Origin of the sequence: Streptomyces sp. NPDC016309 (assembly GCF_043077235.1) — a bacterium.
GTDB lineage: Bacteria > Actinomycetota > Actinomycetes > Streptomycetales > Streptomycetaceae > Streptomyces.
The window spans coordinates 132,762-144,844 of sequence record NZ_JBIBSG010000008.1 but is presented as its reverse complement, the minus strand read 5'-3'; the positions used below and the strand labels follow the sequence as shown (position 1 = coordinate 144,844).

At 72.1% G+C, this 12,083-nt stretch carries 11 protein-coding genes; 6 read left to right on the top strand and 5 right to left on the bottom strand.

Annotation, left to right across the window (positions count from 1 at the left end):
* The first annotated feature begins 90 nt into the window (after window positions 1–90).
* The 5 genes from ACF068_RS21250 to ACF068_RS21230 all read left to right on the top strand — a co-directional run bounded on the left by ACF068_RS21250 (window position 91) and on the right by ACF068_RS21230 (window position 6,591).
* Window positions 91–855, top strand: a complete 765-nt coding sequence (locus ACF068_RS21250; RefSeq protein WP_392275831.1) for an IclR family transcriptional regulator — start codon at window positions 91–93, stop codon at window positions 853–855.
* A 234-nt stretch (window positions 856–1,089) separates the two neighbouring features.
* Complete coding sequence (locus ACF068_RS21245; RefSeq protein WP_392275830.1) at window positions 1,090–1,881, top strand: MIP/aquaporin family protein; 792 nt, start codon at window positions 1,090–1,092, stop codon at window positions 1,879–1,881.
* 31 nt (window positions 1,882–1,912) lie between these two features.
* Window positions 1,913–3,439 (top strand): glycerol kinase GlpK, encoded by a 1,527-nt coding sequence (glpK, locus tag ACF068_RS21240; RefSeq protein WP_392275829.1) that lies wholly within the window; start codon window positions 1,913–1,915, stop codon window positions 3,437–3,439.
* A 6-nt stretch (window positions 3,440–3,445) separates the two neighbouring features.
* Entirely contained in the window at window positions 3,446–5,056 is a 1,611-nt protein-coding gene (locus ACF068_RS21235) for an FAD-dependent oxidoreductase (protein ID WP_392275828.1), read from the top strand.
* A 377-nt stretch (window positions 5,057–5,433) separates the two neighbouring features.
* Entirely contained in the window at window positions 5,434–6,591 is a 1,158-nt protein-coding gene (locus ACF068_RS21230) for a PAC2 family protein (protein WP_392275827.1), read from the top strand.
* Window positions 6,592–6,706: 115 nt separating this feature from the next.
* Here ACF068_RS21230 and mshC read toward each other — a convergent pair whose 3' ends face one another.
* The 4 genes from mshC to ACF068_RS21210 all read right to left on the bottom strand — a co-directional run bounded on the left by mshC (window position 6,707) and on the right by ACF068_RS21210 (window position 10,191).
* Complete coding sequence (gene mshC / locus ACF068_RS21225) at window positions 6,707–7,936, bottom strand: cysteine--1-D-myo-inosityl 2-amino-2-deoxy-alpha-D-glucopyranoside ligase (RefSeq protein ID WP_392275826.1); 1,230 nt, start codon at window positions 7,934–7,936, stop codon at window positions 6,707–6,709.
* Between the two features lie 121 nt (window positions 7,937–8,057).
* Window positions 8,058–8,885 carry an SCO1664 family protein gene (locus ACF068_RS21220; protein WP_392275825.1) on the bottom strand — a complete coding sequence of 276 codons (828 nt, stop codon included), beginning with the start codon at window positions 8,883–8,885 and terminating at the stop codon, window positions 8,058–8,060.
* On the bottom strand, window positions 8,849–9,439 hold the full coding sequence (locus ACF068_RS21215) for a DUF3090 domain-containing protein (RefSeq protein ID WP_156695229.1): 591 nt from the start codon (window positions 9,437–9,439) through the stop codon (window positions 8,849–8,851). The genes ACF068_RS21220 and ACF068_RS21215 overlap by 37 nt, the downstream gene beginning before the upstream one ends.
* Before the next feature lie 65 nt (window positions 9,440–9,504).
* Window positions 9,505–10,191 (bottom strand): histidine phosphatase family protein, encoded by a 687-nt coding sequence (locus tag ACF068_RS21210; RefSeq protein ID WP_392275824.1) that lies wholly within the window; start codon window positions 10,189–10,191, stop codon window positions 9,505–9,507.
* A 53-nt stretch (window positions 10,192–10,244) separates the two neighbouring features.
* Here ACF068_RS21210 and corA point away from each other — a divergent pair, with 53 nt between their 5' ends.
* Window positions 10,245–11,243, top strand: a complete 999-nt coding sequence (gene corA / locus ACF068_RS21205) for a magnesium/cobalt transporter CorA (RefSeq protein WP_392276054.1) — start codon at window positions 10,245–10,247, stop codon at window positions 11,241–11,243.
* 11 nt (window positions 11,244–11,254) lie between these two features.
* Here the strand turns inward: corA and ACF068_RS21200 are convergent, their stop codons facing one another.
* Window positions 11,255–12,040 (bottom strand): ferritin-like domain-containing protein, encoded by a 786-nt coding sequence (locus ACF068_RS21200; protein ID WP_392276053.1) that lies wholly within the window; start codon window positions 12,038–12,040, stop codon window positions 11,255–11,257.
* Window positions 12,041–12,083 lie beyond the last annotated feature (43 nt).

Sequence of the window (12,083 nt, the reverse complement as noted above, 5' to 3'; positions counted from 1 at the left end):
GAGTACCCCGGGGGCTTCCTCGATGTGGCTCAAGGTCGGCAACGACCGATAGTGTTCAGCATTGTCGAACTGAGGGAGAAAGGCCGGGCGATGCCGAAGAACATCCAGTCGCTGGAGCGGGCGGCGGCGATGCTGCGACTGCTCGCCGGTGGGGAACGCCGTCTCGGACTGTCGGACATCGCCTCGTCGCTGGACCTGGCCAAGGGCACCGCGCACGGCATCCTGCGCACCCTCCAGGCGGAGGGCTTCGTCGAGCAGGACCCCGCCTCGGGCCGTTACCAGCTCGGCGCGGAGCTGCTGCGCCTCGGCAACAGCTACCTGGACGTGCACGAGCTGCGCGCCCGGGCCCTGGTGTGGACCGACGACCTGGCCCGCTCCAGCGGTGAGAGCGTCCACCTGGGGGTGCTGCACCAGCACGGCGTCCTGGTGGTCCACCACGTCTTCCGCCCGGACGACAGCCGTCAAGTGCTGGAGGTCGGGGCCATGCAGCCGCTGCACTCCACGGCGCTCGGCAAGGTGCTGTCCGCCTACGACCCGGTGGCGCACACCGAGGCCCTGGAGGTGGACCGCAAGACGTTCACCCCGCGCACCGTGACGGACCTGGAGGACTTCGAGGCCGTCCTGGACCTGACCCGGGCGCGCGGCTGGGCGGCGGACGTGGAGGAGACCTGGGAGGGCGTGGCCTCGGTGGCCGCCCCCATCCACGACCGGCGCCGGATGCCGGTCGGGGCGGTGGCCATCACGGGCGCCGTGGAGCGGGTCTGCGACGGCGGCGAGCTGCGTCACGAGCTGGTCGCGGCGGTACGGGACTGTGCCCGCGCGGTCTCCCGGGACCTGGGCGCCGGGCGCTTCTGACGCCCCGGGGCACCCCTCGGTAACGAACGCATTTCGGCCAACAGAACCCTTGACGCCACGTTTACCCGGGGGCAAAACTGCCGTTCATCGGTCGGCATTGTCGAACACTTACCGGCAATACGCGCTAGAGTGTGACAACGCCAGGAGGCCGGTTAACGCCCACACCTGAGGGCGCGGACCACCGGAGGGACCCGGGGTTCGCCTTCCCCTGGACGAAGGACAAAGGAGTCGCGGGTGTCCAGCTCCGACATCTTCATCGGCGAGATCATTGGTACCGCCGTACTCATCCTGCTCGGCGGTGGCGTGGTCGCCGCCGTCGTACTCAAGCGCTCGAAGGCGCAGGACGCCGGCTGGCTGGCCATCACCTTCGGGTGGGGCTTCGCCGTTCTGACCGCCGTCTACACGACGGGCACCCTGTCCGGCGCCCACCTCAACCCCGCCGTCACGGTCGGCATCGCGATCAAGGACGGGGACTGGAAGAACGTCCCCGTCTACTTCGCGGGCCAGCTCCTGGGCGCCATGGTCGGCGCGGCGCTGGTCTGGATCGCCTACTACGGCCACTTCCAGGCCCACCTCACCGACCCCGAGATCGTGGGCGACCCGGCCGACAAGGCCATCGAGGGCCCGCACAACGAGGCCGCCGGCAAGGCCGGCCCCGTGCTCGGCGTCTTCTCCACCGGCCCCGAGATCCGCAACGTCTGGCAGAACCTGGCCACCGAGATCCTGGGCACCGCGGTGCTCGTGCTGGCGGTCCTCACCCAGGGCCTCAACAACAGCGGCAAGGGCCTCGGCACCCTCGGCGCCCTGATCACCGCGCTCGTCGTGGTCGGCGTCGGCCTCTCCCTCGGCGGCCCGACCGGCTACGCCATCAACCCGGCCCGTGACCTCGGACCGCGCATCGTGCACGCCCTGCTCCCGCTGCCGAACAAGGGCGGCTCCGACTGGGGCTACGCCTGGATCCCCGTCGTCGGCCCGCTGGTCGGCGGAGCCCTCGCCGCGGGTATCTACAACATCGCGTTCGCCTGAGCCGTCCTTCTCTACCGATACGGGAGCAACCGTGACCGACGCACACACCACCGGCCCCTTCATCGCGGCCATCGACCAGGGCACCACCTCCAGCCGCTGCATCGTCTTCGACCGCGACGGGCGCATCGTCTCCGTCGACCAGAAGGAGCACGAGCAGATCTTCCCCAAGCCCGGCTGGGTGGAGCACGACGCCGCGGAGATCTGGGCGAACGTCCAGGAGGTCGTGGCGGGCGCCATCGACAAGGCCGGCATCACCGCCGCCGACGTCAAGGCCATCGGCATCACCAACCAGCGCGAGACCACGCTGCTGTGGGACAAGAACACCGGTGAGCCCGTCCACAACGCCATCGTCTGGCAGGACACCCGCACCGACGCCCTGTGCCGCGAGCTCGGCCGCAACGTCGGCCAGGACCGCTTCCGGCGCGAGACGGGCCTGCCGCTCGCCTCGTACTTCGCCGGCCCGAAGATCCGCTGGATGCTCGACAACGTCGACGGCCTGCGGGAGCGCGCCGAGCGCGGCGACATCCTCTTCGGCACCATGGACTCCTGGGTCATCTGGAACCTCACGGGCGGCACCGACGGCGGGCACCACGTCACCGACGTCACCAACGCGTCCCGCACCATGCTGATGAACCTGCACACCATGGAGTGGGACGACAAGATCCTCCAGTCCATGGAGGTCCCCGCGACCGTCCTGCCCGAGATCCGGTCCTCCGCCGAGGTGTACGGCCACGTCAAGGGCGGCGTCCTGGACGGTGTCCCGGTCGCCTCCGCGCTCGGCGACCAGCAGGCCGCCCTCTTCGGCCAGACCTGTTTCTCGGAGGGCGAGGCCAAGTCGACGTACGGCACCGGCACCTTCCTGCTGATGAACACCGGCGAGAAGATCATCAACTCGTACTCCGGGCTCATCACCACCGTCGGCTACAAGATCGGCGACGACGCCCCGGTGTACGCCCTGGAGGGCTCCATCGCCGTCACCGGCTCCCTGGTGCAGTGGATGCGCGACCAGATGGGCCTGATCAACTCCGCCGCCGAGATCGAGACCCTCGCGTCCTCGGTCGACGACAACGGCGGTGCGTACTTCGTACCGGCCTTCTCCGGCCTCTTCGCCCCCTACTGGCGCTCCGACGCCCGCGGGGTGATCGCCGGCCTCACCCGGTACGTCACCAAGGCGCACATCGCGCGCGCCGTGCTCGAGGCCACCGCCTGGCAGACCCGCGAGATCACCGACGCCATGACGAAGGACTCCGGCGTCGAACTGGCCGCGCTCAAGGTCGACGGCGGCATGACCTCCAACAACCTGCTGATGCAGACGCTCTCGGACTTCGTGGACGCCCCCGTGGTGCGCCCCATGGTCGCCGAGACGACCTGCCTCGGCGCCGCCTACGCCGCCGGCCTGGCCGTCGGCTTCTGGCCCGACACCGACGCGCTGCGCGCCAACTGGCGCAGGGCCGCCGAGTGGACCCCCCGCATGGACGCTGACAAGCGTGACAGCGAGTACAAGAACTGGCTCAAGGCCGTCGAGCGGACCATGGGCTGGATCGAGGACGAGGAGTAAATCGACATGACCACCCTGCAGAGCGTCCCTGCCCTCGGGACGCACCCGGCTGCCGGTTCCCTGCCGAGCCGTGCCGAGACACGGGAGCAGCTCTCCAAGGCGACGTACGACCTCCTGGTGATCGGCGGCGGCATCCTCGGCATCTCCACGGCCTGGCACGCCGCGCAGTCCGGGCTGCGGGTGGCCCTGGTGGACGCCGGCGACTTCGCCGGCGCCACCTCCTCCGCCTCCTCCAAGCTCCTCCACGGCGGTCTGCGCTACCTCCAGACCGGCGCGGTGAAGCTCGTCGCGGAGAACCACTTCGAGCGCCGTGCGGTCTCCCGCCAGGTCGCCCCGCACCTGGCGAACCCGCTCACCTTCTACCTGCCGGTCTACAAGGGCGGCCCGCACGGCGCCGCCAAGCTCGGCGCGGGCGTCTTCGCCTACTCGGCGCTCTCCGCCTTCGGCGACGGCGTGGGCCACCTCCTGAGCCCCGCCAAGGCCGCCCAGGACGTGCCCGAGCTGCGCACCGACAACCTCAAGGCCGTGGCCGTCTACGGCGACGACCAGATGAACGACGCGCGCATGGCCCTGATGACCGTCCGCGCCGCCGTCGACGCGGGCGCCACCGTCCTCAACCACGCCGAGGTCACCGGCCTGCGCTTCACCCAGGGCCGGGTCACCGGCGCCGACCTGAAGGACCGCACCAGCGGTGACGAGTTCGGCGTCGACGCCCGCCTGGTGCTCAACGCCACCGGCCCCTGGGTCGACCACCTGCGCCGGATGGAGGACCCCAACGCGGCCCCCTCCATCCGCCTGTCCAAGGGCGCGCACCTCGTCCTGAAGCGCACCTCGCCCTGGAAGGCCGCGCTGGCCACCCCGATCGACAAGTACCGCATCACCTTCGCCCTCCCCTGGGAGGACATGCTGCTGCTCGGCACGACCGACGAGGAGTACGAGGGCGACCCGGGCGAGGTCGCGGTCAACGAGAAGGACATCACCCAGATCCTGGACGAGGCCGCCTTCTCCATCCGCGACCAGCAGCTCTCCCGGGACCTGATCACCTACTCCTTCGCCGGCCTCCGCGTCCTGCCGGGCGGGCCCGGCGACACCTCCAAGGCCAAGCGCGAGACGGTCGTCACCGAGGGCCGCGGCGGCATGCTGTCGGTCGCGGGCGGCAAGTGGACGACGTTCCGCCACATCGGCCGTACGGTGATGAACAAGCTGGCGTCCCTGCCCGGCCACCCGCTGGGCGAGGACATGGAGCCGATCTCCCGGCTCCCCAAGAAGCTGCCGCTGCCGGGCATAGCCAACCCCAACGCGGTCGCCCACCGGCTGCTCGTCGACGGGGGCACCCCCGGCCCGCGCATGTCCGCCGACACCGCCCGCCACCTGGCCACCCACTACGGGTCGCTGTCCTTCGACATCGCCCGCCTGGCCAACGACGACCCCGCGCTGGCCGAGCGCATCCACCCGGACGCGCCGGAGATCTGGGCCCAGGTCGCCTACGCCCGGGACCACGAGTGGGCCGAGACGGCCGACGACGTGCTGCGGCGCCGGACCACGCTGACGATCCGCGGCCTGGCGACGGACGACATCCGCGCCAGGGTCGAGGACATGCTCGGCAAGAAGGCCTGACCGACGGGCCGGGCCCCGGCCGTACGGGCCCGGTGACCACCGGTCAGGAACACGAGGGCGGCTCCGGGGGGAGCCGCCCTCGCTGTACGTCCGGACACGTCATGGCGGCGCCCGCCTCACCGGCCCGGACCCGCAACCGCCGCCGCGGGCGCCGGGCTTCGCCGTGCGGCGGCCGTGCGCCCGGCGGGCGCGGAGCGGCGGCCGGCCCGTGGGCGGCGCGCCGCCGAATCGGCCGGCTCTCCGCCGTGTTTCCCCCGGTCGCCCTGGGTAGTGGCTCCCGGTCGGCACCGCACTCGGAGGTGTACGGGGACTGCGGGCGGTGCCCCGGAAAGCCGTAAGGTTGGTCCGTACGCACGGAACTTCGGAAGGAGGCCTGGGTGATCGAGCTCGAGGGGGTTCCCGAGCTGATCGACCCGGTCATGGTGGCCGCGTTCGAGGGCTGGAACGACGCCGGCGACGCCGCCTCCACCGCGGTCGCGCACCTGGAACGGGAGTGGAAGGGCGAGGTGTTCGCGGCGCTGGACGCCGAGGACTACTACGACTTCCAGGTCAACCGGCCCACGGTGTACCTGGACGGCGGGGTACGGAAGATCACCTGGCCGACCACCCGTCTGTCGGTGGTCCGGGTGGGCGGCGACAAGCCGCGTGACCTGGTGCTGGTGCGCGGCATCGAGCCGTCGATGCGCTGGCGCTCGTTCTGCAACGAGCTGCTCGGCTTCGCCCACGAGTTGGGCGTGGAGATGGTGGTGATCCTGGGCGCGCTGCTCGGCGACACCCCGCACACCCGGCCGGTGCCGGTCAGCGGCGTCACGTCCGACCCGGACCTGGCGCGCACCATGGACCTGGAGGAGACCCGGTACGAGGGGCCGACCGGGATCGTCGGCATCCTCCAGGAGGCCTGCACGCACGCGGGCGTGCCGGCGGTGAGCCTGTGGGCGGCGGTGCCGCATTACGTGTCGCAGCCGCCGAACCCCAAGGCGACGCTGGCCCTGCTCAACCGGCTGGAGGACCTCATCGACCTCCGCATCCCGCTGGGCGAGCTGGCCGAGGACGCGCGCGCCTGGCAGGTCGGCGTGGACCAGCTCGCCTCGGAGGACAGCGAGGTGGCGGAGTACGTCCAGACGCTGGAGGAGGCGCGGGACACCGCCGAGCTGCCGGAGGCGTCGGGCGAGGCCATCGCGCGCGAGTTCGAGCGGTACCTGCGGCGGCGGGACGGGGGGCCGGGCCACGCGACCGAGACCGGCGGCGACAGCTCGTACCTGCGCGACACGTCGAGCGGGCGGACGCGGCCGCCGAAGCCGTCGAAGGCGGAGGACACGGGCGCGGAGGGCGGCTCCCAGGACTCCCCGGAAGCGCCCGGGAGGCTGCCCCAGGACGCCGCGGAGACCCCGGAGGCCCCGGGCACCACGGAGGCCCCGGAAGCCCCGGAGGGCCCGGAAGCCCCGGACGCGACGCGGGCCGGCGAGACGCCGGACACCCCGGACTCCCCCGGCTCTCCCGGATCCCCCGGTTCGCCGGGTTCCTCGGAGGACTGACAAAGCTGACGAAGCTGACGACGAAGGGGCGGCACCTCGGCCGAGGTGCCGCCCCTTCGTCGTCAGCGGTGCCGTACGCCCCCCAGGGGCGTGCCGGAGACGGTGTCGTCCCGCCCTACAGGGCCACGCCCAGAAGGGCGTCGACGGCACGGGAGACAAGGCCCGGCGCGGCCTCGTCCGTGCCGCCCTCCGCCTCCTGGCGGGCGGCCCAGCGGTCCACGGCCGCGAGGGCGGCCGGGGCGTCCAGGTCGTCGGCCAGCGCCTCGCGCACCTCGTCGACCAGCGCGTCCGCGGACGGCCCGTCCGGGCGGGAGACGGCGGCGCGCCAGCGGCCCAGCCGCTCCACGGCGGCCCGGAGCACCTCGTCGGTCCATTCCCAGTCGGCGCGGTAGTGGTGGGACAGCAGGGCGAGCCGGATGGCGGCCGGGTCGACGCCCTGGCGGCGCAGCGCGGAGACGAAGACCAGGTTGCCCTTGGACTTGGACATCTTCTCGCCGTGCAGGGCGACCATCCCGGCGTGCACGTACGCCTTGGCGAACGGGTGCTCGCCGGTCAGCGCCTGGGCGTGCGAGGCGCCCATCTCGTGGTGCGGGAAGACCAGGTCGGAGCCGCCGCCCTGGACGTCGAAGCCCATGCCCAGGTGGTCCAGCGCGATGGCGACGCACTCGATGTGCCAGCCGGGGCGGCCGGGCCCGAGGGTGCCGCCGTCCCAGCTCGGCTCGCCCTCGCGGGCGGCCATCCACAGCATCGGGTCGAGCGGGTTCTTCTTGCCGGGGCGGTCGGGGTCGCCGCCGCGCTCGGCGGACAGGGCCCGCATGAGCTCGGCGTCGTAGTGCGAGACCTCGCCGAAGTGCGGGTCGGCCTCGACGGAGAAGTAGACGTCGCCGTCGAGCTCGTACGCGGCGCCGGCGTCACGGAGCCGCTCGACGAGCGGGACGATGCCGGGTATCGCCTCGACGGCCCCGATGTACTGCCGCGGCGGGAGCATCCGGAGGGCGGTCATGTCCTCGCGGAACAGGGACGTCTCGCGCTCGGCGAGGGTCTCCCAGGCGATGTCGTCGCGGACGGCGCGCTCCAGGAGCGGATCGTCCACGTCGGTGACGTTCTGGACGTAGTGGACCTGCCGCTTGGTGTCGAGCCACACGCGCTGAACGAGGTCGAACGCGTTGTAGGTCGCCGCGTGACCGATGTGGGTCGCGTCGTACGGCGTGATGCCGCACACGTAGATACGGGCGACGGGGCCGGGGGCGAGGGTCACTCGCTCGCCGGTCGCGGTGTCGTGGATCCGGAGGTCGCGGCCCTTGCCGGGCAGGGCGGGGACCTCAGAAGCGGGCCAGGCATGCATGTCACGAGCGTAACCGGACGCGAGTTCCGGATACGAACCGGATACGGAATTCCCGACCGAACACGCCCTCTTGCGCGACCGCCGCCCGTGTGCGCGGCCCGGACGGTACCCGGGAGACGGGTCAGACGGGCGGCCAGGGGATGGCCGGCCATTGGCCGGAAGGCTCCGGGTGGCGGCCGGACGCGCGCAGGGCGGCGACCCGGGACCGTACCGCCGTCACCTCGCCGGGCGTGATGAGTTCCGCCAGCCGGGCCGCCAGGGGCGCACCGGGCTCCAGGGCGGCGTCCAGACGGGTGAGGACGTCCAGGGCCTCCGCGGGCAGCGGTTCGCCCGCCCAGCCCCACAGGAGGGTGCGCAGCTTGTCGTCCACGTGGAAGGTGACGCCGTGGTCGATGGCGTACAGCCGGCCGTCCGGCGCGGGCAGCAGGTGGCCGCCCTTGCGGTCACCGTTGTTGATCACCGCGTCGAGCACCGCGAGCCGCCGCAGCCGTACGTCGTCGGCGTGCACCAGCAGCGCGGTGCGGTCCTCGTCGACCTGGGCGAACCCCACCGCCTTCCAGCCCTCCCCCGGCTCCTCGTCCTCGACGAGCGCCAGCAGGGGGGCGGACGGGTCGTCCTCGACCCACCGCTGGACCATGCCCTCGCCGAACGGGCCGTCCCGGAGCACGGTCGGCGGGACCAGACCCCAGCCGGTTGCCTCGGACACCTCGTACGCCGCGACCTCGCGCCGCGCCAGCGTCCCGTCGGGGAAGTCCCACAGCGGACGCTCGCCGGCGACCGGCTTGTAGACGCAGTCCGCCTCCTGGCCCTCGTACGCGACGGAGCAGAACAGCACCGCGTTGGACGCCTCGCGGACCTGGCCGCGCACCGTCAGCTCGCCCTTGGCGAGCAGGTCGAGCAGCTCCACCGCCGTCAGGCTCCCCGGCGGTATCCGTTCTGGCGCGGGCATACGTGTCCTTCCGGATCGAGCGGCAGGCTGCACAGGGGGCACGGCGGCCGTCCCGCGTTGACCACGTCGAGGGCCCGCTTGGCGAACGCCCTGGCCTGCGCCCCGGTGAGCCGGACGCGCAGCATCGGCGGGCCGTTCTCCTCGTCCTGGAGCAGCCGCTCCTCCGCCTCCGCGAGGTCCTCCTCGGACTCCACGTCCAGCTCGACGAGCGCCTGCGCCTCGACGATCATGCGCTGTTCCTCGCCGTCCCAGGCCAGCGCCATCGTGCCGACCCGGAACTCCTCCTCGACCGGGGAGTCCAGGGGCGCGGTGTCACTGACGTCGGACGGTGCCACGGCCGGCACCGGGGCGTTGCCCCCGGTGCGCCGCACCACCTCGTCGAGCAGCTCGTCGATCCGCTCGGCGAGCGCGGCCACCTGGGTCTTCTCCAGGGCGACGCTGGTGACCCGGCCCCCGGCGGAGGCCTGGAGGAAGAACGTACGGCGGCCAGGCAGCCCGACCGTGCCGGCCACGAAGCGCTCCGGTGGGTCATAGAGGAACACCTGACGGGACACGTTCCCTCTCCCTTGCTTCGGTTCGGACGGGCGCTACGGCCCGTCCACCCTACTGTGCGATTGGATCACGGTGCTCCCGCGCCGCCGCCCACCTCGGCCGCCTCGCCGCCGGGCTGGTCGCGCGGAACCAGCGCGGCGAAGTCACCGGTGTCGCCGAGCCGCAGAAGAGAAGGCCGGAGACGGGTGTAACGGATCGCCGTCACGGAACAAGGATCCACATGGATCCGCTGGAACAGATCGAGATGCATCCCGAGTGCGTCGGCGACGAGCGACTTGATGATGTCGCCGTGCGAGCACATCAGGTAGACCGCGTCCTCCCCGTTGTCCGCCTCCACGCGCGCGTTCCACTCGCGCACGGCCTCCACGGCGCGCGCCTGCATGGCGCGCATGGACTCGCCGCCGGGGAAGGCGGCGTTGGACGGGTGGCGCTGGACGACGTCCATCAGGGGTTCGTCGGCCAGTTCGGCGAGCTTGCGCCCGGACCAGTCGCCGTAGTCGCACTCGCCGATCCGCTCCTCGGAGTGCAGGGGCAGCCCGGGGCGGGCGTCCAGCAGCGGCTGGAGGGTCTCCCGGCACCGCTGGAGCGGGCTGGTCACGGCCGCCGCGAGCGGCACCCCGGCCAGCCGGCCGGGCAGCGCCGCGGCCTGTGCGGCGCCGCGCTCGTCGAGGGCGACACCGGGCGTCCGCCCCGCGAGTACGCCGGAGGTGTTGGCGGTCGAGCGTCCGTGCCGTACGAGGATCAACGTGGCCATGCCTGCCAGCCTAGGCGGCTCCGTGCGTGCAAGGCGCCGGGGGCCGGGGAAGAATACGCGCCGTGATCGTGGACTGTGCCATCTACCGGGACGGGCGCCGCAGTGAGGGCCCGTCCGACTTCTCCGACGCGCTCGCGGCGGCGCGCGCCGCCGAAACGGGCGACGCCTTCCTCTGGATCGGGCTGCACGAGCCGACGGAGCAGGAGTTCGATCACGTCGCCGAGGAGTTCGGCCTGCACCCGCTGGCCGTGGAGGACGCCCTCAAGGCGCACCAGCGGCCCAAGCTGGAGGTGTACGACGACTCGCTGTTCATGGTGCTCAAACCGGTCGTGTACGAGCCGGCGAGCGACACCGTCACCACGGGCGAGCTCATGGTGTTCATGGGCGACTCGTTCGTGGTGACGGTCCGGCACGGCGAGGGCGCGCCGCTCACGGCCGTGCGCAAGCGGCTGGAGGCGGAACCGGAAGTACTCCGCCAGGGGCCCACGTCCGTGCTGTACGCGATCAGCGACGCGGTCGTGGACCACTACATCGAGGTGGCAGGCGAGCTCCAGGTCGACCTGGAGGAGATGGAGACGGAGGTCTTCCAGCCGACGGGCGGCGACGCCAAGAACACGGCGTCGCGGATCTACATGTTCAAGCGGCAGGTCCTGGAGTTCCGCCGGGCCACCGGGCCGCTGGCCGCGCCGATGGCCCGGCTGGCGGGGGCGGGCGTGCCGTTCGTCAGCGCGGACGCCCAGCCGTTCTTCCGGGACGTCAGCGACCACCTGACCCGTGCGACGGAGCAGGTGGAGGGGCTGGACCGGCTGCTGTCGGACATCCTGTCGGCCCATCTGGCGCAGATGGGGGTACGGCAGAACGACGACATGCGGAAGATCTCGGCGTGGGCGGCGATGGCCGCGGTGCCCACGATGGTCGCGGGCGTCTACGGCATGAACTTCGACCACATGTGGGAGCTGCACCAGACGTGGGGCTACCCGGCCGTGATCGTGCTGATGGGCGTCGTGGTGGTCGGGCTGTACCGGCTGTTCAAGCGCCGGGGGTGGCTGTAGGCGCCGGGGGCTCAGAAGGCCGGGGCGGGCTCGGCCGGTCCGCCCAGCGGGTTGCGCCGCTCCGGCATCCTGAGGTCCACCATGCGGCGCCAGCCGCCGGCCCTCTCGTACGCGTACATGGCCCGGATGCCCAGGGCGAGGGCGGTCCGCTTGGCGGCCGGCCACCGCAGGACGCGGCCCATGTGGTCCATGACGGCGAGGCTGACGTCGCGGTAGACGGCGATCTCGGCGAGCGCGCACTGGCGCAGGGTGCGCTGGATGGTGCGGCCGTGCCCGGCGTAGGCGAGGCGCAGCAGTTCCTCGTGGCAGTAGGCGAGGTGGTTCTCCTCGTCGTGGCAGATGATCCGGATCGCCTTGCCGACCTCGGGGTGGTCGCCGAAGTACGTGACGAGCATGTCCATCTGGTCGGCGGCACGCTGCTCGGTGACCCGGCTGTGCGAGAGGTAGACCAGGACGTCCTCCTCCGTCAGCCGCTGGTCCCGGCGCAGCTTCTCGTGGGCAAGGCCGATGCCCCGCTGTTCCAGCAGCATCGTGTAGTCGGTCCCGGGCGGCACGGGGACCGGTTCCAGGCCGCGCTTCTTGAGCAGGCCCTGGAAGATCCGGCCGTGCTTGTCCTCGTCGGCACCGTGCCGGGTCACCTTGGGGGCGAGTTCCGCCATGCTCTCGGGGAGCAGGGCCGCGATACGGGCGTTCTCCCAGCCGCCCTGGGCCTCCCCGCTGGCCGCGATGGAACAGAAGAGCTGGTAGGAGTCGTCGTTGTCGACGATCTCCTGGAACAGGCTCCGGGCCGACAGCATCAATGCCACCTCCATCAGCGCGTCCTCGCGCCCATCCGCGAAG